21 protein-coding genes and 1 pseudogene are annotated in these 24,940 nt (G+C 42.8%); 6 read left to right on the top strand and 16 right to left on the bottom strand.

The window, feature by feature from the left end:
- Window positions 1-46: 46 nt before the first annotated feature.
- From ACO6S0_RS00730 to ACO6S0_RS00715, 4 genes are all read right to left on the bottom strand, one after another.
- On the bottom strand, window positions 47-403 hold the full coding sequence (locus ACO6S0_RS00730) for a hypothetical protein (protein ID WP_422350143.1): 357 nt from the start codon (window positions 401-403) through the stop codon (window positions 47-49).
- A gap of 31 nt (window positions 404-434) precedes the next feature.
- A complete protein-coding gene (locus ACO6S0_RS00725) occupies window positions 435-1,712 on the bottom strand; it encodes an amidohydrolase family protein (RefSeq protein WP_422350142.1) in 1,278 nt (425 codons plus the stop codon).
- 130 nt (window positions 1,713-1,842) lie between these two features.
- Window positions 1,843-2,859, bottom strand: coding sequence for a UDP-glucose 4-epimerase GalE (gene galE, locus ACO6S0_RS00720; protein ID WP_422350141.1), 1,017 nt, complete (start codon window positions 2,857-2,859; stop codon window positions 1,843-1,845).
- A complete protein-coding gene (locus ACO6S0_RS00715; protein ID WP_422350140.1) occupies window positions 2,856-3,998 on the bottom strand; it encodes a DegT/DnrJ/EryC1/StrS family aminotransferase in 1,143 nt (380 codons plus the stop codon). The genes galE and ACO6S0_RS00715 overlap by 4 nt, the downstream gene beginning before the upstream one ends.
- A gap of 79 nt (window positions 3,999-4,077) precedes the next feature.
- Here ACO6S0_RS00715 and ACO6S0_RS00710 point away from each other — a divergent pair, with 79 nt between their 5' ends.
- Together ACO6S0_RS00710 and ACO6S0_RS00705 are read left to right on the top strand one after the other, a co-directional pair.
- Entirely contained in the window at window positions 4,078-5,325 is a 1,248-nt protein-coding gene (locus ACO6S0_RS00710; RefSeq protein WP_422350139.1) for a 3-deoxy-D-manno-octulosonic acid transferase, read from the top strand.
- Between the two features lie 31 nt (window positions 5,326-5,356).
- Window positions 5,357-6,705, top strand: a pseudogene (locus tag ACO6S0_RS00705) (sugar porter family MFS transporter).
- A gap of 293 nt (window positions 6,706-6,998) precedes the next feature.
- Here ACO6S0_RS00705 and ACO6S0_RS00700 read toward each other — a convergent pair.
- The 6 genes from ACO6S0_RS00700 to ACO6S0_RS00675 form a co-directional block, all read right to left on the bottom strand.
- A complete protein-coding gene (locus ACO6S0_RS00700) occupies window positions 6,999-7,625 on the bottom strand; it encodes a hypothetical protein (protein ID WP_422350138.1) in 627 nt (208 codons plus the stop codon).
- A gap of 47 nt (window positions 7,626-7,672) precedes the next feature.
- On the bottom strand, window positions 7,673-7,972 hold the full coding sequence (locus tag ACO6S0_RS00695) for an HPF/RaiA family ribosome-associated protein (RefSeq protein ID WP_422350137.1): 300 nt from the start codon (window positions 7,970-7,972) through the stop codon (window positions 7,673-7,675).
- A gap of 138 nt (window positions 7,973-8,110) precedes the next feature.
- Window positions 8,111-9,427 (bottom strand): ATP-dependent 6-phosphofructokinase, encoded by a 1,317-nt coding sequence (locus ACO6S0_RS00690; protein ID WP_422350136.1) that lies wholly within the window; start codon window positions 9,425-9,427, stop codon window positions 8,111-8,113.
- Window positions 9,428-9,438: 11 nt separating this feature from the next.
- Window positions 9,439-11,067, bottom strand: coding sequence for a phosphoenolpyruvate carboxykinase (ATP) (gene pckA / locus ACO6S0_RS00685; RefSeq protein WP_422350135.1), 1,629 nt, complete (start codon window positions 11,065-11,067; stop codon window positions 9,439-9,441).
- A 16-nt stretch (window positions 11,068-11,083) separates the two neighbouring features.
- Window positions 11,084-12,919, bottom strand: a complete 1,836-nt coding sequence (locus ACO6S0_RS00680; RefSeq protein ID WP_422350134.1) for an SLC13 family permease — start codon at window positions 12,917-12,919, stop codon at window positions 11,084-11,086.
- A 22-nt stretch (window positions 12,920-12,941) separates the two neighbouring features.
- On the bottom strand, window positions 12,942-13,730 hold the full coding sequence (locus ACO6S0_RS00675) for a universal stress protein (RefSeq protein WP_422350133.1): 789 nt from the start codon (window positions 13,728-13,730) through the stop codon (window positions 12,942-12,944).
- A 251-nt stretch (window positions 13,731-13,981) separates the two neighbouring features.
- Here ACO6S0_RS00675 and ACO6S0_RS00670 point away from each other — a divergent pair, with 251 nt between their 5' ends.
- Complete coding sequence (locus ACO6S0_RS00670) at window positions 13,982-14,680, top strand: DUF2490 domain-containing protein (RefSeq protein ID WP_422350132.1); 699 nt, start codon at window positions 13,982-13,984, stop codon at window positions 14,678-14,680.
- Between the two features lie 105 nt (window positions 14,681-14,785).
- Window positions 14,786-15,511, top strand: a complete 726-nt coding sequence (locus tag ACO6S0_RS00665; protein WP_422350131.1) for an energy transducer TonB — start codon at window positions 14,786-14,788, stop codon at window positions 15,509-15,511.
- 42 nt (window positions 15,512-15,553) lie between these two features.
- Here ACO6S0_RS00665 and ACO6S0_RS00660 read toward each other — a convergent pair whose 3' ends face one another.
- Window positions 15,554-16,750 (bottom strand): succinylglutamate desuccinylase/aspartoacylase family protein, encoded by a 1,197-nt coding sequence (locus tag ACO6S0_RS00660; RefSeq protein ID WP_422350130.1) that lies wholly within the window; start codon window positions 16,748-16,750, stop codon window positions 15,554-15,556.
- Window positions 16,751-16,752: 2 nt separating this feature from the next.
- Window positions 16,753-18,600, bottom strand: coding sequence for a CBS domain-containing protein (locus ACO6S0_RS00655; RefSeq protein WP_422350129.1), 1,848 nt, complete (start codon window positions 18,598-18,600; stop codon window positions 16,753-16,755).
- 158 nt (window positions 18,601-18,758) lie between these two features.
- On the opposite strand from ACO6S0_RS00655, the gene hemN reads away from it, so the two are divergent.
- Together hemN and ACO6S0_RS00645 are read left to right on the top strand one after the other, a co-directional pair.
- Entirely contained in the window at window positions 18,759-20,117 is a 1,359-nt protein-coding gene (hemN, locus tag ACO6S0_RS00650) for an oxygen-independent coproporphyrinogen III oxidase (protein WP_422350128.1), read from the top strand.
- A 16-nt stretch (window positions 20,118-20,133) separates the two neighbouring features.
- The gene (locus tag ACO6S0_RS00645; RefSeq protein WP_422350127.1) at window positions 20,134-20,955 is read left to right on the top strand and encodes a universal stress protein; all 822 of its coding nucleotides are present in this window, start codon (window positions 20,134-20,136) and stop codon (window positions 20,953-20,955) included.
- Between the two features lie 88 nt (window positions 20,956-21,043).
- Here ACO6S0_RS00645 and ACO6S0_RS00640 read toward each other — a convergent pair whose 3' ends face one another.
- The 4 genes from ACO6S0_RS00640 to ccoG are packed head-to-tail and all read right to left on the bottom strand — an operon-like array spanning window position 21,044 to window position 24,922.
- Window positions 21,044-22,312, bottom strand: a complete 1,269-nt coding sequence (locus tag ACO6S0_RS00640; protein WP_422350126.1) for an acetyl-CoA hydrolase/transferase family protein — start codon at window positions 22,310-22,312, stop codon at window positions 21,044-21,046.
- A gap of 16 nt (window positions 22,313-22,328) precedes the next feature.
- Window positions 22,329-23,039: a sulfite exporter TauE/SafE family protein gene (locus ACO6S0_RS00635; RefSeq protein WP_422350125.1), complete on the bottom strand. Its 711-nt coding sequence runs from the start codon at window positions 23,037-23,039 to the stop codon at window positions 22,329-22,331.
- A 3-nt stretch (window positions 23,040-23,042) separates the two neighbouring features.
- Window positions 23,043-23,489, bottom strand: coding sequence for a FixH family protein (locus tag ACO6S0_RS00630; protein ID WP_422350124.1), 447 nt, complete (start codon window positions 23,487-23,489; stop codon window positions 23,043-23,045).
- Window positions 23,490-23,512: 23 nt separating this feature from the next.
- Window positions 23,513-24,922, bottom strand: coding sequence for a cytochrome c oxidase accessory protein CcoG (gene ccoG, locus ACO6S0_RS00625; RefSeq protein WP_422350123.1), 1,410 nt, complete (start codon window positions 24,920-24,922; stop codon window positions 23,513-23,515).
- Window positions 24,923-24,940 lie beyond the last annotated feature (18 nt).

The raw sequence follows: 24,940 nt of genomic DNA, 5'->3' as shown, positions 1-24,940 counted from the left end.
TACCATAGGTACATCAACAAACTTAGCCTAATTTGACAAAATCCACCTAGGAGTTATATTTATGTCTAAACCAAACTTTCTGCCACTCCCTTTTAAGGATCAAAAAGCAAACGGCGGAAGAGGCATCCACGGCATCCAGAGCGGTTAACTTTTTAATTTCCCTTTCAGGGATATCCACCACATAAAGTAGGTTCAAATAGTTCTGGAATTTTTCCAAAATCAGAAAATAGATTTTCTCATGCAATAGGGACTTTAAGTCTTTTGCCTCAATGTCCTTGGAAAAGTCCAATGGAGCACTGGCCAACGCAAAGTCTTTTTTAAGTTGCAAAAGCAAATCCCCATAAAGACGCTCCTTTTTCGCCTCTTTTAAGACCTCCAAGCTATTATTGTATTGGGGAAGCATGCGATATATACGCCAGGTGGGCAAAAATGGTTTACATTGACTTATACACTTTACCTTCTTTCATTACAAAAGTCACATTCCGAAGGGTTTCCACATTGTCTTTTGGGCTTTCATCCACTGCAATGATGTCTGCCAAAAAACCTTCCTTTAGCTGCCCCAGATTGTCCCCCATTCCCAATAGCTTGGCATTGGTCACCGTAGCAGATTTAATAGCTTCCATTATTGGCATTCCTGCTTCGGTCATATAGATAAATTCCCGGGCATTTTCGCCATGGGGGAACACCCCCGCATCCGTACCAAAGGCAATGGGCACACCCTTTTTGACCGCTTTTTGGAACATTCCTTGAATTTTTGGGCCTATTTCACTGGCTTTTTTGGCCACTACCGGTGGAAAATAACCTGCTATCTTGGCCTTTTCGGTCACCTGCTTTCCTGCAGTGATCGTAGGTACCAAAAACGAATTATGCTTTACCATCAAATCCATGGTCTCATCACTCATCAAGGTTCCATGCTCAATGGTCTTGATTCCACCTAATATGGCTCTTTGCATACCCTCATCCCCATGGGCATGGGCTGCTGTTAACATTCCGTAGTCTTTGGCGGTTTCCGTGATCGCTTTGATTTCCTCTATGGTAAATTGTGGATTCTGTCCACTTTTAGCTACACTTAAAACACCACCGGTTGCGGTTATCTTAATCACATCCGCACCATCTTTGTAGCGTTGCCGTACCGCTTTTCTTCCATCCTCGGGCGAATTCACAACACCTTCCTTTGGACCTGGGTCGCCCATCAATGCCTTTTTCATACCGTTGGTAGGGTCTGCATGCCCCCCCGTGGTACCAATGGATTTTCCTGCTGTAAAAATCCGTGGACCAGCAACCGTGCCGTTAGCTATAGCTTTTTTAAGGGCAATATTGACACCACTGCCCCCCAAATCCCTCACTGTAGTAAATCCAGCCATCAAGGTATGCTTGGCATGTAAGGACGAAATAAATGCTACATCAGCTTCATTTAAGGTAAACCGTTGAACGTAGGTTTGTGGGTTGAATTGCGTTTCTATGTGCACATGCATATCAATAAAACCAGGTAGGACAGTCTTATCTTTTAAATCGATAACGATGTCCTCCTCACCTCCAGTTTTGTACCCGTTTTGAATGGATTTAATGGATTTTCCAGAAACCACTATGGTCTTCTCCGAAAGTGTTTTGCCGGATTGGACGTCCACAATATTACCACAATGTAGATAGGTCTCTTGGGCCATTAGGATAGATCCCACAAGCAATGCCGGAAGTAAAAGAAAGTTTTTCATATCTGAGTTAGCTAAAAGATTATCCTCTAAATGTAAGCATTGATTCCGTTAAAGCCATAGCACCCTGTCCAGATGAGCAAAAAAAAAGCCCGTCGTATGACGGGCTCTTTGATTTTCTTTGTTGTCGATATTAACCTCTTACCTTGCGCTCCCAATCCCAGGCCGATTTCATGGAATCATCCAAAGTAGACCCCGCTTTCCAACCCAACACTTCATTTGCATTTGTGGTATCGGCATAGGCTTTGATCACATCTCCAGGTCGTCTATCCACGATCTTGTAGTTCAATTTTTTACCGGAAACACGCTCAAAACTGTGAATAACCTCCAAGACCGAGCTGCCTGTGCCTGTCCCAAGATTAAATACCTCGTAATTGCCTTCATTTTTTTGATTCAATAACCGTTGTAACGCCACAACGTGAGCTTTTGCCACATCCACCACATGAATGTAATCCCGGATACAGGTTCCATCTTCTGTGGGATAATCATCTCCAAAAACAGAAAGTTGTTCCCTTAGCCCTACCGCAGTCTGAGTGATAAAGGGCACCAAATTTTGCGGCACTCCCAGGGGCAATTCCCCTATCTCCACAGATGGGTGAGCCCCAATTGGATTAAAATACCGTAGCGCAATGGCTGACAATTGCGGGCTAATTTTACAGGTATCCCTAATAATTTCCTCGCCAATTTGTTTGGTATTTCCATACGGGGATTCCGCAGGTTTTACCGGGGCGTCTTCCGTAATGGGCAACTCGTCTGCCTGTCCATAAACCGTACAGGAAGAACTAAAAATGAAATTGGCCTTATCCATTTTTGTGAGCTCTTGAAGCATGTACACCAAAACCCCAAGATTGTTTTCATAGTACAGGAGCGGTTTTTCCACACTCTCTCCCACAGCTTTTGATGCAGCAAAATGGATAACCCCTTTCAGATCACTATGCCTTTTGAAGAAATCCTGAACATCGGACTTATCCCGAAGGTCAAATTTTTCAAAAATGGGCCGTATTCCGGTAATGGCTTCTATGCCATCCAGAACATCTTCAGATGAATTGGATAAATTATCAATGATGACCACCTCAAAACCTTCATTTTGAAGTTCAACAACGGTATGGGACCCTATAAACCCAAGTCCCCCTGTTACAAGTATTTTCATGGTTGATTGTTTACAAAATCCAAGACCAAGTTGGTGATAAATACAATTTGTTCGTCATCCAATTCTGTATGCATTGGCAACGAAATCACCTCTTTGACCAATTGGTTGGTGATCGGAAAATCCGCCTCATCATAGCGATTATCAACATAGGCCTTCTGCAAATGGAGCGGAACTGGATAGTACACCCCACATGGAACGCCGTTATCGTTCAAATGTTGCACCAGTTCGTCTCTTTTTTCGTTCAAAATCCGAAGTGTATACTGATGAAAAACATGGCCATCCATCTCATCGCTCAGTATTTTCGGAACCACAATATTGGGTTGCCCATCAAAAGCTTTGGAATATTTTGCTGCAGCTTCTCTCCTCTTCTTGTTGTACTCATCCAATTTGGGGAGTTTGGCCTTCAGTACTGCGGCCTGTAAAGAATCCAAACGGGAGTTCACCCCTACAACATCATGGTAATATCTTCTGTACATTCCGTGGTTGACCATTCCCCGTATAACATGCGCCAAATCATCATCATTGGTGAAAATGGCTCCGCCATCGCCATAGCAGCCTAAATTTTTGGAAGGAAAAAAGGAGGTAGAGGCCACATGACCGATCGTTCCCGCCTTTTTCTTACTACCATCTTGAAAAGTATGACTGGCACCTATGGCCTGGGCGTTGTCCTCAATCACAAACAAGTTGTGCTTTTCCGCTAGTTGCATGATCGCATCCATATTGGCGCATTGCCCAAAAAGGTGCACGGGCACAATGGCCTTGGTTTTGGATGTAATTGCTCTTTCAATGGCTTTGGGATCAATGTTGAACGTGTCCGGTTCCACATCAACAAGGACAGGGGTTAAATTGAGTAGGGCGATAACCTCTACGGTAGCCGCAAAGGTAAAATCAGCAGTGATAACCTCATCCCCAGGTTGTAAGCCCAGTCCCATCATGCAAATCTGCAATGCATCTGTTCCGTTGGCACAGGGAATCACATGTTTTACCTCCAAATAATCTTCCAGTTCCTTTTGAAAGGAATGAACATAAGGACCATTAATAAATGCTGAGGATTCCAGGACTTCGGTGATGGAAGAATTCACCTCATTTTTTATCCCTTCGTATTGACCTTTAAGGTCAACCATCTGTATTTTCTTCATCAAGATAAATTGAGTTACAAAATTAAGAAATTAAGATGCCATAATGGCCTATTGATGAAAGAATGTAATTTAGCGGAAAATGAATCTCTTGCACCTCATTTACGACCTATTGCTAAGGCTGACCTGGTGGAGCCTTCATCTTGCAGCCCTGTTTAGCACAAAAATGAAATTGTTTGTTACGGGCCGAAAAAAATCCAAAAACATCATTAAGTCGCTGGACGAGACCAATGACAAATGGATTTGGATGCATGTTGCTTCTTTGGGAGAGTACGAGCAAGGGGTTCCTATCTTAAAACAAATCCGACTTACATATCCTTCCCATAAATTGGTGCTCACCTTTTTTTCGCCCTCGGGGTATGAGGTAAAAAAGAAAAGTTCGCTTGCCGATCTTATTCTGTACCTACCCATGGATACGCTATCCAACGCCAAACAATTTTTGGATAGTCTAAATCCAGATCTCGCCATTTTTATCAAATATGAGATTTGGCCCAATTACCTCAGGGAGCTGAAGCAAAGAAATATTCCAACCTTGTTGGTTTCTGCGATTTTCTCCAAAAGACAAGTCTTTTTTAAACCATGGGGCAGTTTTATGCGGAAAAGCCTCAATGCATTCACCCATTTTTTTGTTCAGGACGAAAACTCCAAATTGCTCTTGAAATCACTGGGGCATCAAAATCTTGTGGTAAGTGGGGATACACGTTTTGATCGCGTCTCAGAAATACTGGTACAGCATAACCAATTGGATTTTATGGATGGCTTTAAGCAAAACCATCTTTGTTTTGTTGCGGGAAGTACCTGGCCTGAAGATGAGCAAATATTGACAGCATATATCAATGCCTCTTCCCACCAAGTTAAATTTGTACTGGCCCCACATACCATAAAGCCGGCCCATATCGAAAAAATCAAGGAATCCATTGGCAAAGCAGTGATCTGCTATTCAGAAATAAAGGCAGGTGATGACCTAAGTACATATGATGTGCTCATTGTTGACACCATTGGACTGTTGACCAAAATTTATAGCTATGCGAATGTGGCCTATGTGGGTGGAGCCTTTGCCACAGGACTGCACAATACTTTGGAGCCTGCCGTTTTTGGCATACCGGTTATCATTGGCCCTGATTATAGCGGATTCAAGGAAGCTGAGGATTTGGTTGATAAAAAAGGAATCTGTGTGGTGCAGAATGAATCGGAATTCAAATCACTTCTAGATCAGCTGGTGCTGGATGAAAGTTATAGAAAGCAAACTGGTGAAATCAATTCCTTATATATCAAACAAAATGTGGGCGCCACATCCAAAGTTATGGAGTTGATCAAAAGCATTCTTTAAATTTTTCCTAGTTTTAGCGAAAATCAACCTGATGAACAACCGCATTTTTAGAATTTCCCTTACCGCTGCCCTAGCGGGTTTTTTATTTGGTTTTGATACCGTTGTAATCAGCGGGGCCAACTTGCCAATCAAAGAACTTTGGGACACAAGCCCACTTTTCCATGGCACCTTTATTATGAGCATGGCCCTTTGGGGAACTGTGCTTGGTGCTCTACTTGGTGGTATCCCCACAAAAAATTTGGGCAGAAAAAGAACCCTGTTCTGGGTAGGAGTGCTCTTTTTTGTTTCCGCTTTGGGATGTGCCGTGGCCCCCGAACCTTATTTGTTCTCTTTCTTTCGTTTTGTTGGTGGTGTTGGGGTTGGGGTTTCGTCAGTGGCCGCCCCAATTTACATTTCTGAGATTACTACCAGCAGCAATAGGGGAAAATTGGGTGGATTGTACCAATTCTGGCTCGTCTTTGGGATTTTGGTGGCTTTTATTTCAAACTGGGCCCTCAAAGGTTTTGATGGAGCCAACGATTGGCGGTGGATGTTGGGCATTGAAGCACTGCCCGCCTTGTTATATACCCTAATGGTACTAAAGATCCCGAACAGCCCAAGGTGGTTGATATCGCAAAAGGAGATTCCGAAGCCGCACTGGAGGTATTTAAGGGCATTTATTCTTTAGAAGAAGCTGAAAAACAAATCCATGAGATAAAATCAAATCTAGACCTAACGGCCTCCAATGAAGGTCTTTTCCAAAAAAAATACTCCAAAATTCTGTGGTTGGGATTTTTGATAGCTTTTTTCAACCAGTTGTCCGGGATCAATTTTGTGTTGTACTACGCTCCTGAAATATTAGAACAGGCAGGTTTGGGAGGCAAGGAATCTCTCTTCAATTCCATAGCCATTGGCATAGTCAACCTGGTGTTTACCATTATTGGTGTACGGCTACTGGATAAGCTGGGCCGCCGCCAATTGATCATTATAGGGTCTTTGGGCTACATTTTTAGTTTGATCATGGTGGGCATATGTTTTCAACAGCAACTTGCCCCATCGTTTACCATCTTGTTCATTTGTTTGTTCGTAGCTTCCCACGCTATAGGTCAAGGGGCTGTGATATGGGTGTTTATTTCCGAAATCTTTCCAAACCGGGTCAGAGCTTTTGGACAGTCATGGGGCACAAGTACGCATTGGGTCTTTGCCGCACTGATCACGTTGGTAACACCTATCTTTCTTGACGACCAAGAAGGCTATATGAAGGATTCAGTATGGTATATTTATTACTTTTTTGCCGGCATGATGGTACTGCAACTCCTATGGGCCATCTTTAAGATGCCAGAAACCAAAGGGGTATCCCTGGAGGAATTGGGCAGGAAGTTGAGCGGCAAATCCGAATAAGACAGGATTGTACATCACATGCTTAAAAGCTGACATTTAGTCGAATATAGCGTGGACATTTGCAAAACATCTGTGAATAATTCCGTACATTGATAGGAAATTACACTACTATGACTGATGAAATCTCTTTTGGCAACAAAATGCTGGTTGGCTTTTTACGGCTTATGGTGTTTGTCCTTGTAATCATTTTGATAGCCATCCCTGTTTGCATCCTTTTGGACTTTTTAGGGCTTTTGGGATAAAAAAATGCGGCAGATGGTTGGTCTACCGCATTGTTAAGCTCTTGAAATCACCTAAAAAATCACATCCTCTTCCTGCATGGCGGTGGTCATTAGCCTGATGTATGTGTCAATGGTTTTGTTCACCTTACTAGGTTCGGTTACCTCAAAGTCTCCCTTCCAAATTAGTTCTCGTTCCTTATCCACACAGATACAGTAGAGCGCTGTTTCAATATGGTATAAATTGAAGGTCTCGTAGTACTCAGGGTCATAATACATATCCTGATGCCCTAGATAATCCGTACTAAAACGGGTATATAGGTTATTGAACTTGTTCATACGCTCCCTAAAGGTCCGCCTATTTTCCGTTCCAACAACTTTGGTGAAAAGAATGGCATCAAAGCCCTTATCCAACAATTGCTGTTCTACATCGGAAAGTTCTTCCTCCGATTTTTCAGAAGAGGTAAACTCCACATCAAAAAGATCTATACTGCGCATGGCTTCCACTCCCGTTTGTTCCAATTTTTCCGTCAATCGGGTCTCAAACTCGATGCGTACCTCATCGTCTTGACTCATCCCCACCACCAGAACTTTGTAGGCATCAAACAAGACAATATCCGGATTCTTCCAGGTTCCCACCAATTGGGTGGAAGCACATCCAGTCAAAAGAATCAATGATAATAGAATCAACTTTGGTTTCATCGTCTTAATTTTAATGGTTCACTTTGCGGTACCTCAGGAATTACCTATCAATGTCTAATAAAGACCCCTTGTCTTTTTTCCAATTGTCTTTTTAAATCGTCCACGGTCTCTGCCATGGATTTCTCAAAATCATGCGATTTGGACTTGGCAAACAATCTGGGCCCGGGAGCACTCAATTCAATCTCACAAATATTATCTTCCCCAGCTTTGTCATGTTCAATTTTGAACAGTACGTTGGCCTTAATAACCCAACTGTACTTGTCCCCAAGACGTTCTAACTTCTTCAACAATATTTTGTTCAAGGATTCACTGGACTTCATTTTCTGATATTGAATGTTGACTACCATAATATTATTTTTTAAAATCAGTATAAAGCTAGCCAGACCCTATTCCGGAAAAAATGACAATTATCAGGATTGGGTAGGACAAAATTTGCTATCCCTTTACAATGGGCCCCCAAAAAGATGATGTTTACCCGTGAAATCTTACTTCAGCAAGAAAGGTTGCCCCGTGCTCTGCAGCACCGAAAACCAAAACTCGCTTTCCAAATCTATTTTCTTGCGTTTTTTGGTGACTTCCGAAATAGGGATGTACACAAACTTGTTGTTCACTTTACACGCCACAAACTTGGTCTTCCCTGCCATGGCCCCATGTACGGCATGATAGGCCAAGCGACTGCAGTAAACACTATCGCTGGAATTGGCCGGGGCACTTCTAACAATATAACTGGGATCAATGTACTTGATGGTCACCGGAATATCCGTAAAATACTCCTTGATTTTATCCTTTAGAAAAACCCCAATATCCGCATGCTTTACATTTCCTGATGCATCCTTGACCCTGTTCTTATCCGTAAAAAGTTGCTGACCTGCACCTTCGGCCACTACAATGACCGCATGTTTTTTTCTTTCAAGACGTTTTCGTAACACCCCTAAAAATCCTAATTCCCCTTCCAACTGAAAATCCATCTCCGGAATCAACACAAAATTTACCACAGGCATGGCCAAAGCCGCGGATGCGGCAATAAAACCACTATCCCGCCCCATAAGTTTGACTATGGAAATACCATTATATGCTCCTGCCGCTTCATTGTGCGCGTCCCTGAGAATAGGACTGGCCACATCAAAGGCGGTTTCAAATCCGAAGGACTCATCAATCAAATCAATATCATTGTCAATGGTTTTTGGAATTCCCACTACGCTGATATTGGCTCCTCTTTTTTTGATTTCCTCACCAATGGCATCCACCCCTTTGAGGGTACCATCCCCTCCAATGGCAAACAGCATATTGATGTTGTTGGACTCCAAGGTATCCACCATTACGGACACATCCTGTCCTCCTCTGGAAGAACCTAAAAAGGTGCCCCCAAACTGATGAATGTCCTTAACTTTTTCCGGTGTGAGTTCTACAAATCCGTGACCCATTTCAGGATTTAGGCCTTCATAGCCGTAGGGTATACCTACGATGCGTTTGATTCCATAGAAGTAATGAAGGGCCATGACCACCCCGCGTATCACATTGTTTATTCCCGGACAGAGACCTCCGCAAGTTACTATGGCTGCCGTGGTTTCCTTGGGGTCAAAAAAGATATTTTGACGGGGGCCCGCCTTTTCCAAACAATTGGGCTCCTCGCCGGTAGAAAGGCAATGGGTGTATTGATCCATGGAAATATCAAAGACCAACCGATCCGATTCGCTGACGAAATTAAAGATATGATCTCCCCTGACAGTACTTAACTGCAGGGGAGATTTATAATTTGGCACTCCAAGATGTTCTATTTGAAATCTATTTGTTTCGCTCACACTGTTTTTGATTAAAAATGATGATCCAAGCTATGGTGCGAATCAATCAAGGGACCTCCATTAAGGATTTCCTCTGATGCTTCACTAGCAAATTTATCAAAGTTAATATGAAACGAATGTGCCAGCTGAATGGATTTACTCACATAAGCTCCTTTTTGCAACCAGGTGTTCATGGGATCCAATATTTCCGTGGGAACCCCAGGACAATATTTAGGCATATGCAATCCAAAAACTGGGTGGGCATCAAACTCAACTTCATCCAATTTTCCTTCCAAAATAGCCGAAATCATGGCTCGGGTATACTTCAGTTTAATTCGGGATCCCACACCGTAAGGACCTCCACTCCATCCCGTGTTGATCAACCAAACGTTTACCCCGGCTTCCTTCATTTTTTTGCTCAACATTTCAGCATAAACCGCTGGGTGCAAAGGCATAAAAGGTTCTCCAAAACAAGCAGAGAAAGAAGGCACAGGTTCATTGATACCTGCCTCGGTCCCAGCCACCTTGGCGGTGTATCCGGAAATGAAGTGATATGCGGCCTGGCCAGGGCTTAACTTGGATACTGGAGGCAATACACCAAAGGCATCACAGGTCAAGAAGAATATGTTCTTTGGATTGCCGGCATACGAAGGGGTCTGGATATTGTCGATATGATCAATAGGATAGCTCACCCTGGTGTTTTGGGTAATGCTGCTATCAAAGTAATCCACTTCCTTGGTTCCTTCCTTAAAAACTACGTTTTCCAGAAGTGCTCCAGGGCGAATGGCCCTATAAATGTCCGGCTCTTTTTCCTCTGTTAAATCGATGACCTTCGCATAACAGCCTCCTTCAAAATTAAAAATCGTGTTATCCTCGGTCCAGCCATGCTCGTCATCACCGATCAATTTTCGGTCTGGATCGGCAGAAAGTGTGGTCTTCCCTGTTCCGGAAAGTCCAAAGTAAATCGCCGTATCTCCCTCTTTGCCAACATTGGCAGAGCAGTGCATGGGCAGCACATTTTTATCCACAGGAAGAATTAGATTCAAGGCCGTGAAAACACCTTTTTTCATCTCTCCCGGGTATTCAGAACCTCCAACAAGTGCAATTTTTCTGGTGTAGTTCAAAATAGAGAAGTTCCCTGCTATGATTCCAAACTCATTTGGGTTTGGACACTCATAGCCCGGTGCACATAACACAAGCCAATCCTCTTCAAAATCTTCCAATTCTGCTTCGTTCAATCTCAAGAACATGTTCTTGATAAAGTAATTGGACCAAGGAAATTCTGTAATGGTACGCACATTGGTGCGGTATTTTGGATCGGCACATACCGCTCCATCCCGAACATAGATTTCTTTATCGGAAAGGTAATTTACCACCTCATCATAAAGCTTGTCAAAATTTTCAGGAGAAATGGGTTTGTTGATTCGGCCCCACCAAATCCTGTCCTTGGTGTACTCATCCTTTACCAAAAAACGGTCTTTTGGAGATCGTCCGGTAAACTTTCCCGTGTTGATGGACAGGGTGCCATTTTCTGTCTCCACGCCCATTCCTTTTTCCACAGTAATCTTTTGCAAGGTCTCAGCACTTAAATTCCAATGTGCCGTAGCGTTCTGTAAGCCATATTTGCTTAAATCTTTGGTTGTTTCCATGACTTCGTCCATAATTTCTGTTTTAAGGTTAAAAGCTCCATATCAATGGAACCAGTACTAGTGTTGCTATAAAGAATAGGAGCAGCAGTGGCCCTCCTACTTTCACATAATCTGTAAACTTGTATCCCCCAGAAGACAGCACCATTGCATTGGTGGTGGTCCCCACAGGAGTTAAAAATGCCGTGGAGGCGCTTATGGCCACAGCGATCATAAAAGGCTTGGGAGACACCCCCAAGGTTGTTGACGCCATTATGGCTATAGGTGCCATCAAGACTGCGGTGGCCGAGTTGTTTATTGTCTGGCTAAAGGTGGTAGTCAATAAAAATATGCCTGCCAGTAATGCCGTAGGGTGTATACTCCCCAGTAAATCGACCAAACTATTTGCGGCCATTTGGGCCACTCCTGTTTTCTGCAAAGCCAGTCCCATGGGAATCATTGCGGCAATCATTACCACGCTGGTCCAACTAATTCCTTTATAGGCCTTGCTTATGGGAACACAGCCAGTCAACATCATAATTCCAGCACAGGCAAGGGCTGCAATGGCACCGGGCAATATTTTAAATACCAAAAGGGCAATCATCAATACTAAGGTTCCCAGTGCGATATAACTTTTGGGCGTTATCATGTCCACATTTTTGGACAGGGCTTCAGGGCTTCCCGAAATGACTAAGTTTTCATACATGGAGGTCAAAGTCTCCATGTTTTCCCATGGCCCTCGAATCACAAAAGCGTCTCCGGCTTCAATCTTAATTTTTCCACTTAGTGGCCTGCTGTTTCTGGAGGCTGCCAAGAGTTGAACCCCTGCTTGACTTAGATAATGCCCAAGTGGGAGGGTCTTGCCCACAAAAACAGATTTAGGGGTGATGATCATCTCGGCCATTCCAACTTCTTGGTTGATCAGCTCCTTTTTAAGCAAATCTTTTTCAGGCTTCCATGGAATTACCCCCAAACTAAATTTCAGTACCAGTTTATCCACATCCTCGGCTTCTCCCTTCACCGTGATGATATCATGGTACCGCATCTCTGTCTGGGGGTCTGGTAATTCCACAAATTGATGTATGCCTTGCAGCGGATGGGGATGCCTTCTTTTTAATCGCATGAGGGAGACATTATGGACTTCTTCAAAATCCCAATCCCCAACCTTGGAGTTGATCAGCGGAGACATGGACCTAATACGCAGTCGGTATAGGTTATCCCCTATACTGTAGTTCTCAATCCATTTATGCATTTCCTCATCCAATGCCATAGGTCTATTCTTGGTTCTATGACTGGGCAACAATCGGTAGCCCACATATCTGAAATAGAGAATGGATATCAAAAGCAGCGGAAGGCCGATCAATCCAAACTCAAAAAATGAAAATCCTTCCAATCCGTTTTCCACCAGAGCATTGCTGGCAATAATATTTGGAGGTGTCCCAGTAAGGGTAAGCAAACCTCCCGTATTGGAGCCAAATGCCACTGGCATCAATAATTTGGACGGTAGTGTTCCTGCATTCCAGGCTGCGGTTACCGTAACTGGCAGCAAGGCAGCAACAGTTCCTGTGTTGCTTACAAATCCAGACAGTAAACTAGATCCCAGGGTTACAATGACCAGCAGTTTGGGAACGCTGCTCTTGGCCCATTTTACAAATCGCTGTCCGGCCACGGCTGTCCATCCCGTTCTTGAAAGTCCTTCTCCAATAATGAACAAGGCCGCAATCATGATCACTGTTGAATTGCTGAATCCAGACAAGGTTTCTTGAATGTCCAGGATACCAAGCAAATACAGGGATAACATGGACATTAGGGCCACCACATCCGGTGGAAACTTTCCCCAAACAAACAGAATGATCGTAATACCCAATACTACCAATAGTGTGATCATCGCTTCTATTTTGGGACAATCATCAATCCAAGGTCAAAACAGGAATCTCGGAGTGAAGGGTCAACAACTTTGTCAATCTCCCTTCAGACGGGGTACTCATTTGGGTATGGTTTCTGGGCAGAATAGCCAAAAGATCAATGTTCTTTTTGTTGATGTATTCCAAAATGCCCTCTTCCACATCCTGATTTTTGCTAAAGGCGTGTTCTTCATAAAAATGCTCCAAATAATATTCCAAAAGGTTCTCCGTGCTGTCCACAATAGATTCTTCCGCGTATACCGATTCCCTGTAAATGGTCAGTGCATGAACTCTTGAGTCAAAGGTTCTTGCTACGTCCAAAAGGGTCTTCAATACTTCCTTGTCATCAATTTCTTCGCGGCCCATCACTAAAGCAATATCTTTTGGCTCTCTGATCGGAGTCCCGAAGGGAACCGAGATTACCGGGCAATTGGCCTCCAAAACCAAACGTGAGGTGTTGGTTATGGCCTCATCCGTAACCTTGTCCCCCATGGTTCCCATCAATATCAAATCAGAGCCATTAGTATTATGCCACTCCAAAATAGATTCAATGAGATTACCTGTAACGGTACTAAATGAAGGTGGTGTTTTGATTTTGGTATTAAAGGATTTCACAACCTGACCAAAATCCAATTTCAGGGTTTTCTCCTGACCTTCCGTTATCGGCATGGCCGAAACATATAAGGCTTGAAGTTCTATATTGCGCGTTGGCCCAACAAAAACAATGGCATATTCCAACGCATTTATGGAAGCCTCTGAGAAATCGAACGGGACTAAAATTTTCTGAATACTCATACCTATAAAATTTAAATGACTTAAAATCTTTGATTCAAAATTAGAATGCACCACTCACCTAAAACATGACAGAAATCAGGTTTGAAATTTTATTACGTTAAGGCTACGTTAACCGGTATTTTTTGCCCAAGTATTACCAGATTTTCACTACACCCAAGATTGAGGCTCAAATTCATTGGGGACTGACAAGTATCATATTTTAAGCTGGTTCAAAAGCCAACCTTTGCACTAAAATCTCCTAAGCCAAATCCATGAGGTTTATCCGCCTTTTACACCTCCTTTCTTGTATTCTTTTCCAAAGTGCGCTTAGCTCCCAAACTTTTGATGGGCATGGTTCAGGTTCTTGGCTGGAATTTTCCGGAACCAATAAGATAGATGAGAAATGGAGTATTCCCATATTGGGAATTTTAAGGCATCACGAGCCATTTGAAGTTTACGATTTCTCCTTTATCAAGACAGGTGCTTCTTATCATCTGAACCATTCCATCATCCTTACGGGAGGTGTGGCCTATGTTAATTCCAAATCGTATTTGGATTCCGGTGAAGCATCCTTGACCTTTCAATATTGGTTATATGAGGAATTTACTTGGAAGAATAAATTCAGTATGAATTCCTTGTCACATAGATGGAGACTTGAAAACCGATGGATCCATAATCATGGCCAAACCCATTTTAATAATCGGTTTCGCTATCGATTGCAGTTCCAAAGACCCATTTACGGGAAGACCTTTGTGAAATCGTCCAACGAGGTTTTTGTAAATCTGGATGGGGTCCTTTTTAACCAAAATAGATTCTATATCGGTATAGGGAGGGAGTTGTCCCCAGACCTTAAGATTGAATTGGGCTATTTGAAAAACCATTTTCAAACTTCACACCATAACGCCATTCTCATGGGGATTACTTTCACCACCGATTTTACCCATCAAGATTTGGCTGAAATTGAAAAATAACCAGCAATACCCATGTTCAATTATCATATTTGTAATCATCATGACTATTATCATGTTTTTTGACAAAGTAGCTGTCTAATTTTATTTCAGTTAAATACATAAGTCATGAAACCAAAAAAGAACCCTAATGCAGATATTGGCCGTAACAGCAGCCTTTATTTTATGATAGGTTTGACCTCGGTTTTGTTTGTAACATGGCAATCATTTGAGGTCAAGACCTACGACAAGGAAACGAACGTTTCGGAAGTGGTTCAAGTGATGGACGATCTTAAGGAAGATGTCCCCATTACCGAAATGGTTCGTACAACAACGCCACCGCCTCCTCCATCAGCTCCTGATGTAATTGAAATTGTGGAAGACGTTGAAGACATTGAGGAAACCGTGATCGAAAGTACCGAAAGTAATCAGGATGCCTTTATTGAGGATGTGGTCATAGCCATTGAAGATGTAAATGTTGGGGAAGTGGAAGAAGAGGAAATTATCCCATTCGCCCTGATAGAGCATGTACCTGTTTTCCCGGGTTGTGAAAACCTAAGCACAGAGGAAGAGCGCAAAGCGTGTTTTAACCAAAAGGTACAAGAGCATGTTCGAAATACATTCCAATACCCCAAAACAGCACTCGAAATGGGAATAACCGGCAAGGTATTTGTACAGTTCGTAATTGATTCCAACGGTCGGGTTGCCCACATAAAGCAACGGGGACCGGATAGGTTATTGGAGCAGGAAGCCGTAAGGATCATCTCTGCACTTCCCCAGGTTAAGCCAGGTATACAAAGAGGCAAGCCCACTAAGGTTACCTACGCTATTCCGATTACCTTTAAAATGTTATAGACACCTAACTTGAGAAACTCCTGTTTAGAACAGGAGTTTTTTTTAGTACCATCCAGAACTTTTATACTCTAAATTTCTAGATGCCATTTCCCTACTTTTTACCACCAAATGGGTGCTATCCAATTGACGGGTGCGGTATCCCAATAAATGGAAAAAGGATTTGGCCAAAAATTTGGCTATACGCTGATCTACCAACAAACCATCTTTTTTCCCAGAACTCCATTGGATTCCTGGAAGGTAAACCAACAAGTGATCCATTTTGAACTTTCTCAATCCCTTGGAAATCCATAATAGCACCAGAGGTATGGATTTAATATAGTAAAACCCTTCACTGCCCAACTTTTGGTATAAGGGCATAAAAATCTGCCGTTTCCGCTGGGTCATGATCTTGTTGCCATTGTCCGTGGCAATGGCGGTACCCCTAGGAATTTTTTGGAAATTCTTGAACCCGGGCCGCATCTCAAATCCACCGCTGTTTTGGATTTCATACTGGTAATAAATCTCATAAAATTTGCTTGAAACCCTACTGGATTCGGTTATCTCCATCCTCAATTTTGCCAGCTCTGCTGGGGAATATGCAGCCAGCTCGGTTATTCCTAAAGTATAGTGGATAAAATGCGTACAGTTCCTGATGGATACAACATCGTCATGTTGACCGCTTTCGTACCCAAGGGATACATAACCCAACTCATTGATATAGCTTAACAAAGCCCCTACCAAATACTCCTCTATCCCCAAAATAGTGGGCAAGGGATATTGGGAAGCAAATTTTCGATTGAGCAAACTATCATTCAAGACCATAAAGGGGGAGGTATCGCTGGAAGTAGTATGCAGATCAATAAAATAAAAAGGTGGTTGATTTTGCTCAAGAATTGCTTGCAACAGCCTATAAAGCTCAATCATTTCCTGTTCATCCTTGGAAATCCCATCACCATTTTGAAGTGTTTGCTCTAGGTTTTCCGCGACCCAAATCCGGTTCAGGTCCTTTTCCACAAAACGCGCCTTTTGCTCCAAGGCTTGCAGATTGCCCGCTATGGCGTAGAGTTGTCCACGAATTGGTGTTTGACGAAGTTTCAATTCACGGATTACATGCTTTAAGGCAAAAACTCCTGCCGGTTCATTGCCATGGATACCGGCAAAAAAGACCACAGTGGGACCATCCTTATCCCCTTTTAATTGTCCGATGATGCGGTCAACTTCCAAGGTTTCCTCTAGCGCATTGCTGTATACTTTGGCCATAGTTATAAATCAACCTTGCTTATGATTCCAACAAGATGGGAGCCCACACAAACAGGCAAGCATCCTATTTGATACTCCTCCATTAGTTTTTTGGCGGTTTCTATTTTGGTGCGTGGCTGCACCGTGACCACTTTATGTATCATAAAATCCGAAACAAGGGCATTGTTTTCTTCTTTGTCGTGTTCCAGTTCTGCAATATGGCTCCAAGTCAAAAGTCCCGAAAGTTCACCACGACTATTTTCCACAGGAATGTGATGAATATTGTTCCACTGCATAATGGATACCGCCAAATTGGCGTAATCATTCTCATACAGTTTGATAAGTCGGGTAGACATGATCTGTCCTACCCAGAGATAGGGCTCTGCAGTAGATTCCTTTTCATTGATCATGGTCCATTTATGGACGGGCATGTTTTTCTTTTGATTTTCATGGATGGCCTCGGTCAACTTGACCAGAACCGAATCCAGCTTCATTTCCTTTCGTAATCTCCTAAAATTCTTCACTTGCCATTCCGCTCCTGTTCCTGTTTTTGTACGGTTTTCAATTACCCCAAGTAGGCGTTCCACATCTTTGGAATCCACCCCATGATCCAACAAACCTTTTTTTGCGATGGGAAGAAACTCCTTTACTATCAGCTTTTTTAAGGTTACGGTTTTTCCCAGCCAGGAAAGCACTGTTTGTCTTCCGGTAATCGCGGATTTAATAAAATTGTGCTTGGCCTCTTTAAAGTCCATAATGGCAGGCATGTTATCATACTTTTTGGGCCTTCCCACCATCAATCCTACCCAAAAGGCAAAATTGGCCATCTCATCCATAACCGAAGGACCTGAAGGAATATATCTGTTTTCAATCCGTAAATGGGGTTTCCCATTGCCCACCCCATAGCACGGCCTGTTCCAACGGTATACTGTTCCATTAAATAGATTGAGGGCTTCAAGTTTGGGAATGGCCCCGTTTTCCAAAAGCTCCAAAGAATTTTGATTGATGGATTTGGTCAATAGGATTCGATGGGCAGAGATATCTTCCTTAAAAATCTCGGCCACGGATTCCTCTTGCCAATGATTGCCAAAACCTACCCTGGCCACTTGTTCCTTTAAGGCGTAGGACCATTTTCGAGTATCCAAACTTTGTTGGAACAAGGCAATTCTGGTTTCTTTCCATAACTCCCTCCCCATCAACAAAGGAGAATTGCTACATACGCCCAGTACAGGCCCTGTAATAGCCTGAGCCCAATTATAGCTAGGGATAAAATCCTTTTGGGGAATTTGAAGGTGCAGTTGAAAACTGGTATTGCAGGCCTCGAACAGTACAGAATCATGACGCAAGGTCAACTCATCTACACCCCTGATCTTCAACGCAAAATGATCACCCCTGCATTGGGTCAATACCTCGTTCAATTTATGATATCTGGGAATTGGGGTCATAAAATCTATCCCCAGTTCATTTTTACTGATGGTGGGTAAAATACCCGTTAAGACGATCTTGATTCCCAGTTTCTCCGCTTTGGATTTTGCTCTTTCCAGCAGATTGGTCAATTGGGACTCCACCTTGGAGAAGCAGTCGTCTTTGAGTTCAAATGGGTCCAGATTGATCTCCAAATTGTAATTGGCGAGTTCCGTTGTAAAATGATCGTCATTGATGGCATCCAAAAGTTGAATGGACTCCCCGGAAGGTCGGTAATCTTCGTCGACCAAACACAACTCTTGCTCCGCACCAATGCGAACCACATCGCTCTCTATAAGATTATTGCCCAAGATTTGCTCCAAGGCTTTAAGATCATCCAACAGATGCTTTACAAAAACTTTCCGCTCTTCTTGATCAAACTTGCTATCCGGAATATGTTCACCCATTTTACTGTAAAGTGTATTTCATCGGTAGGGTATAAAACTACAATCCCAGCTATTGTTAAAACATGATACTTGTCAGTCCCATTTAGTTCCTTACTGATATTTATCATGTTTTTTGAGCATGCCCAGGGGTAATTTTGAACTATAAACAATAAACCCCTATGTGTCATCTAGTCCAAAAATATAATGTCCCTGGCCCCCGATATACAAGCTATCCAACAGTACCTTACTGGGACATAGAATCCTTCTCCGGAAAGCAATGGAAAAACAGCGTTCTGAGGGCGTATAAAGAATCTGTGGAAGAAGGAATCAGTTTGTATATCCACCTTCCTTATTGTGAGAGCATGTGCACTTTTTGTGGCTGCCACAAACGGATTACCAAAAGGCATGAAGTAGAACTTCCGTACATACAATCGGTTCTCAAGGAATGGCAATTATACTGTGATATTTTGGGTTCCAAGCCTATCATCAAAGAAATTCATCTGGGTGGGGGCACCCCAACTTTTTTCTCCCCTGAACACTTAAGAATGTTGGTCAAGGGAATTCTTCGGTTGGGAAGTAAGGCAGAACATCCAGAATTTAGTTTTGAAGGACATCCAAATAACACAACCAAAGCACACTTACAGGCTCTTTTTGATGTGGGGTTTAGAAGAGTCTGTTTAGGTGTGCAAGACTACAATTTAACGGTACAAAAAGCCATCAACCGTATTCAACCCTTTGAGAATGTGAAGAAGGTTACCGAATGGGCCCGAGAAATTGGATACACCTCTGTTGGGCACGATATTATATACGGCTTACCCTTTCAAACGCTGAAAGATGTTAAGCAGACGGTTACCATGACCAATGCGCTGAAACCAGACCGTATTGCTTTCTATAGTTATGCCCATGTTCCTTGGATGAAGGGCAACGGGCAACGCGGATACAAGGAAAGTGACCTTCCCACTTCAGAAGTAAAAAAACAGCAGTACGAGCTTGGAAAAAACATGTTGACCGAATTCGGGTATAAAGATGTGGGAATGGATCACTTTGCATTGCCTACGGACAGTTTGTTCCACGCGATGGAAAATGGCACGCTCCACAGGAACTTTATGGGCTACACCCCGTCCAAAACCCAATTGATGATTGGGCTTGGGGTTTCGAGTATTGGCGATAGCTGGTATGGATTTGCCCAAAACGTGAAGAGCATTGAAGAATATCAACATCTGGTAGCCCATGGGGTAATTCCCATTTTTAGGGGCCATGTGTTGAATGAGGAAGATGAAATCATACGAAGACATATCCTAAATCTCATGTGCCGGTTTGAGACCGCATGGGAAATGGAAGAAACACAAACCATAGATTTTGAAAGAATCATTGAGAACCTTACCGAATTGGAGTTGGACGGATTGGTGGATATTGGCACCAACCAGATAAAAGTCACTCCTAAAGGAAGACCATTTATTCGGAATATCAGTATGGCATTTGACTTAAAACTACATCGCAAAAAGCCAGAGACCCGACTGTTTTCCATGACCGTTTAACTTAAACCCGAATCAGATGAAAAGTATTATTGTACCCGTAGATTTTTCAAAACAAAGCGAACAAGCCCTAAAAGTAGCAGCTGATCTTGCCAAAATGCATGGATCTGAACTTTTGGTACTCCATATGCTGGAGCTTTCACCGGCCATCATGACCGATTCTGGATATGTGTCCCAAGAGCAAATTGTACATCTGATCAAAATTGGGGAAAAGCGCTTTAATGACTTTTTGGACAAGCCCTATTTAAAGGGTGTCAACATCATACCCATAATTAAGCACTATAAAGTATTTAGCGAGGTAAGCGAAGTTGCTGAGAAGCACGATGCCGAGCTTATTGTCATGGGATCTCATGGAACGGATGGACTGCAAGAAATCTTTATTGGTTCCAATACAGAACGTGTGGTTAGAACTTCAGATATACCTGTTTTGGTCATCAAAGGTGACATGGAAAAATTTAGACCGGAACGTTTTGTCTTTGCCTGCGATTTTAAGGAGGAAAGTGTTCCTGCCCTCTTAAAGGCAATAGAAATGGCCAAACTCTTAAAATCCCAATTGCATCTAGTGTATATCAATACCCCAGGAGATGAATTCTTGAGTACGGAAGATGCCTATAACCGGGTGTCCAAATTCTTGAATTTGGCCAAAGTTGGGCTAGAGGTTCAAATCTACAACGACTATACAGTAGAAAAGGGCGTATTAAATTATAGTGAGTCAGTAGCCGCTGATCTCATAGGAATACCAACCCATGGCAGAAAAGGATTGTCCCACTTCTTTATGGGAAGTATAGGTGAAAATATTGCCAATCATTCCAATACGGCTGTTGTAACCTTTAAAATTTGATTGATTGGTATTTGATTGGGTTTTACATGATGGGAAAAGGGGAGTTTTCAACTCCCCTTTTTTTATTCTATCTATTTTTAAAAGTCAACTATTGATGGAACCTTTTATGGGCCGCTGCTTCCAACGCTTCCCTATGATCAGGATGCGCAATGGAAGTCAAAGCCTTTGCTCGCTGTTGTAGATTTTTTCCATATAGATTGACCACTCCATATTCCGTGGCCACATAATGTACGTGTGCCCTGGTCGTGGTTACACCAGCACCTTCCCTAAGAAAAGGCACAATCTTGGAAACACCCTTTTTGGTTGCCGCAGACATGGCAAAAATGGGCTTACCTCCTTCAGAAAGGGAGGCTCCCCTAATGAAATCCATCTGGCCACCAACCCCAGAAAACTGATAGCTACCAATGGTATCTGCACAGACTTGCCCGGTAAGGTCAATTTCGATGGCACTGTTAATGGCCGTCACCTTGGGATTACGTCGAATTCTTGCCGTATCATTGGTGTAACCGGAATCCCTAAAATCACAAATGGGATTATCATCAATAAAGTCATAGAGTTTACGGGAACCCACGGCAAAGCAACTTACAATTTTGCCCCGTTTTACCGCCTTGTCCTCCCCAGTGATTACACCTTGCTCAATCAAGGGCAGTACCCCATCAGAAAACATTTCGGTATGGATGCCCAAGCGTTTGTGGTTTTTTAGATTGTCCAAAACCGCATTGGGGATATTGCCAATACCCATTTGGAGGGTGGCTCCGTCTTCTATCAAAGAGGCTACATTGGCACCAATTTCATGCTCCAAATCGGAAATAACCCCTGGGTTATGTTCATGAATGGGTCTATTTACCTCAATTGCGAATTCTATTTCATCAATATGTACAATTCCCGTTCCATGCGTGCGTGGTACAGACGGGTTGATCTGCGCTATGATTTTCTTTGCGGTCCTTACAGCAGGTAAGGCCACATCCACAGAAACACCCAGGGAACAATATCCATGTTTGTCTGGTTGGGAAACCTGCACAATGGCCACATCCAAAGGCAAAATATTGCGTTTGAACAACCAAGGTATCTCACTTAAAAAAATCGGGATATAACCCGCATTTGGTGTGTTTACACTTTTTCTAACATTCCCACCCACAAAACAGGAATTAAGATGGAAGGAATTGCAATAAGGTTCTTCCGTGTATTTAGCGTTTCCCTCGGTATGAATGGATACTATCTCCACGTTCTCAACCTCCTTATGGCGTTCACAAAGGGCGTCCACAAGTTCATTTGGGGTCATTGCCGCACCTTGAACAAAAACACGATCTCCTGATTTTACCAAGCCAACGGCTTCTTCTGCTGATGTTATTTTCACTTGTATTTTTTTATAGCTATGGTTGATGACATTCTATACTTGTTGATTCCATGTGGGCATTCATGGGTTTTGGGGAGACATAAGGAATTCCCAATCCCATTCCCCTGATAATGAAAAGTGCTCCGATCAATACCACAAAAACTGGAATCAATCTGCGAATTTTGGATTTTATGGGAGTGCTTAAAATAGAACTTGAATAGGCCGCCGCGGTCATTAAGGGTATAGTTCCCACCCCAAACAGCATCATATACAGTCCACCCTGCCATGCGTTGCCCAAAGCTATGGCACCAAGCAAGGCCATATACACCAATCCACAAGGTAGGAAGCCATTCAAAAAGCCAATGGTTAAAAAAGCATCAGGGGTCTTTTTTTGAAGTTCCTTACCCAATTTTGATTTTATTTTTCCCAAAAGGGTATAGATAGGCCTGGACAGTTTGTGGGCATCAAAAATATTAGTAGGTACCAAAACCAAAAGAATCATCAAAACGCCCATTCCTATGGATAGTTTTTGCTGCATCCCAAAAAGGGAAAGTCCCTTGCCCAAAAATCCAAACAGCACCCCAATACTGGCGTAAGCCAGTAATCGTCCTGAATGATATATAAAAAGCTGGCAAATTTTTTTGACGTTGCTTTCCCTATCCAACGGCAGCATAAAGGCAATGGGGCCACACATGCCCAAGCAGTGCAAGCTTCCCAAAAATCCCAATGCCAACGCCGATACCAACATGATCTAATAGGTCAATTTTTCTTTGTGCAAAAAGGTATTACCTTCATACGACCATTTTATGGCTATATCCCAGCGACCGCCCACCAAGCTATTGTCAGGTATGAGCAAATGTGTATTGGACAAACTTAAAGGAAAGTCAATATCCAAATGCTTGTTGGACGGTCTGTAAAGGGACACAGTGCCTTCAATTTTTTTATAGTCGAACTTTTCCGGGAAGCTAATTCTCAAACCTTCCCCAGTTTTTTCAATTTTCAATTGGGCGTTCATTTTGGCCGCGGAGTTGGATGCATCAATCTCTTTCTGATAGGCCAGTTCCTGTTTGTAATAATCATCGGTGACCAAATCATGGTTGGCCCTATCATCTGTGCTCATCCGAACCACGAAATATAGAATAAAGGCAATGAATGCCACAAAACTCAACACGATTCCTGTTCCCCAATTGATTTTCATTTTTCTCGTTTTTAACCTTATGCCTAATTATAACTTCTTGGTGCCAAAAATTGGGCTACCGTGGTTTCTATAAGTTTATCCCCACTATAAATCCCTATTTTGAGCTTGTCCTTGTCCCCTGTCAATGCCGATACATTGATCTCTATAAACAATGTTCCCTCTGCAAGTTCCTCCGCAGGGACCACAAATTGATCTTGGGAGACCATTTTTATTTCGCCTTTATGGGACAATAACTTAAAACTGACATCTTCAACGTCCTTGGTAGTCTTATTGACCAACTTATAGGTATATACATTACTGATGATGTTGTTTTCCTTTCTTTCGTACAACTGCCCTGGCAGCCTGAGGACATTGGCCTCCAACTCATTTCTAAGGAACAGCATTCCGACCAAGATTCCCGTCAAGATGAACAGAACGGCCGTATAGCCCTTCATTCTGGCCGTAAACTTGAACCTTTCCTTCTTATTGATTTCATCCTCGCTGGCATACCTTATCAAGCCTTTGGGTTTGTTGATGCTTTCCATGATATGGTCACACTCATCAATACAGGCGGTACAGTTTACACATTCCAGTTGGGTTCCATTTCTGATATCAATTCCGGTTGGGCATACATTCACACACTGAAAACAATCTATACAATCGCCATGGCCCAAGGCATCCCGGTCTTCATTCTTTCTGAATTTTTTACGTCCTGCCTCCCCTTCTCCACGTTTATGGTCATAGGCCACAATGATGGATTTATCATCCAACAAAACACCCTGAAGTCTTCCGTAGGGACAAGCTATGATGCACACCTGCTCCCGGAACCAGGCAAAGACGAAATAAAAAACTCCCGTAAAAATGAGCAAGGGCACCATGGTACCCAAATGTGCCATTGGTCCATCCGTGATATAAGCAATTAATTTATCGCTCCCGATCAAATAGGCCAGAAATACATTGGCTATCAAAAAAGAAATGACAAAAAAGATGGTCCATTTTAAAGAACGTTTCCAGATTTTTTTGGCATTCCACGGAGCTTTGTCCAAGCGGGTCTGGGCTCCTCTATCTCCATCAATCCAGTATTCAATCCTGCGGAAGACCATCTCCATAAAAATGGTCTGGGGACATATCCATCCACAAAAAATCCGACCATAAGCCACCGTAAAAAGGGCGATAAAAATAACTCCGATAATCATGGAGATTACCACCAAATGAAAATCCTGGGGCCAAAAGGGAAATCCAAAAATATTGAACCTCCGGTCTAGTACATTGAACAGCAGAAACTGGTGTCCCTGTATTTTGATAAAGGGAGAGGCAAACAAAAATAGCAATAGACCGTAGCTCACATATTTGCGATACTCATAAAATCGGCCACTCGGTTTTTTGGGATAGATCCATGCCCTTTTTCCTTCTTTGGTAATGGTTCCTATGGAATCCCTGAAATTTTCTTCCATTGCAATTTTGGTTATACC

It is taken from the genome of Flagellimonas sp., assembly GCF_965233845.1.
Taxonomy (GTDB): Bacteria; Bacteroidota; Bacteroidia; order Flavobacteriales; family Flavobacteriaceae; genus Flagellimonas.
This window is presented reverse-complemented; position numbering and strand designations above follow the sequence as displayed.

Coding starts and splice junctions, on each gene's coding strand:
- ACO6S0_RS00645 (WP_422350127.1), top strand. CDS start 20,134: ATGAAAAGTATTATTGTACCCGTAGATTTTTCAAAACAAAGCGAACAA.
- ACO6S0_RS00695 (WP_422350137.1), bottom strand. CDS start 7,972: ATGGTAGTCAACATTCAATATCAGAAAATGAAGTCCAGTGAATCCTTG.
- ACO6S0_RS00725 (WP_422350142.1), bottom strand. CDS start 1,712: ATGAAAAACTTTCTTTTACTTCCGGCATTGCTTGTGGGATCTATCCTA.
- ACO6S0_RS00635 (WP_422350125.1), bottom strand. CDS start 23,039: ATGTTGGTATCGGCGTTGGCATTGGGATTTTTGGGAAGCTTGCACTGC.
- ACO6S0_RS00670 (WP_422350132.1), top strand. CDS start 13,982: ATGAGGTTTATCCGCCTTTTACACCTCCTTTCTTGTATTCTTTTCCAA.
- hemN (WP_422350128.1), top strand. CDS start 18,759: ATGTGTCATCTAGTCCAAAAATATAATGTCCCTGGCCCCCGATATACA.
- ACO6S0_RS00660 (WP_422350130.1), bottom strand. CDS start 16,750: ATGGCCAAAGTATACAGCAATGCGCTAGAGGAAACCTTGGAAGTTGAC.
- ACO6S0_RS00665 (WP_422350131.1), top strand. CDS start 14,786: ATGAAACCAAAAAAGAACCCTAATGCAGATATTGGCCGTAACAGCAGC.
- ACO6S0_RS00710 (WP_422350139.1), top strand. CDS start 4,078: ATGAATCTCTTGCACCTCATTTACGACCTATTGCTAAGGCTGACCTGG.
- ACO6S0_RS00680 (WP_422350134.1), bottom strand. CDS start 12,919: ATGATCACACTATTGGTAGTATTGGGTATTACGATCATTCTGTTTGTT.
- ACO6S0_RS00630 (WP_422350124.1), bottom strand. CDS start 23,489: ATGAAAATCAATTGGGGAACAGGAATCGTGTTGAGTTTTGTGGCATTC.
- pckA (WP_422350135.1), bottom strand. CDS start 11,067: ATGGACGAAGTCATGGAAACAACCAAAGATTTAAGCAAATATGGCTTA.
- galE (WP_422350141.1), bottom strand. CDS start 2,859: ATGAAAATACTTGTAACAGGGGGACTTGGGTTTATAGGGTCCCATACC.
- ACO6S0_RS00700 (WP_422350138.1), bottom strand. CDS start 7,625: ATGAAACCAAAGTTGATTCTATTATCATTGATTCTTTTGACTGGATGT.
- ccoG (WP_422350123.1), bottom strand. CDS start 24,922: ATGGAAGAAAATTTCAGGGATTCCATAGGAACCATTACCAAAGAAGGA.
- ACO6S0_RS00675 (WP_422350133.1), bottom strand. CDS start 13,730: ATGAGTATTCAGAAAATTTTAGTCCCGTTCGATTTCTCAGAGGCTTCC.
- ACO6S0_RS00715 (WP_422350140.1), bottom strand. CDS start 3,998: ATGAAGAAAATACAGATGGTTGACCTTAAAGGTCAATACGAAGGGATA.
- ACO6S0_RS00655 (WP_422350129.1), bottom strand. CDS start 18,600: ATGGGTGAACATATTCCGGATAGCAAGTTTGATCAAGAAGAGCGGAAA.
- ACO6S0_RS00730 (WP_422350143.1), bottom strand. CDS start 403: ATGCTTCCCCAATACAATAATAGCTTGGAGGTCTTAAAAGAGGCGAAA.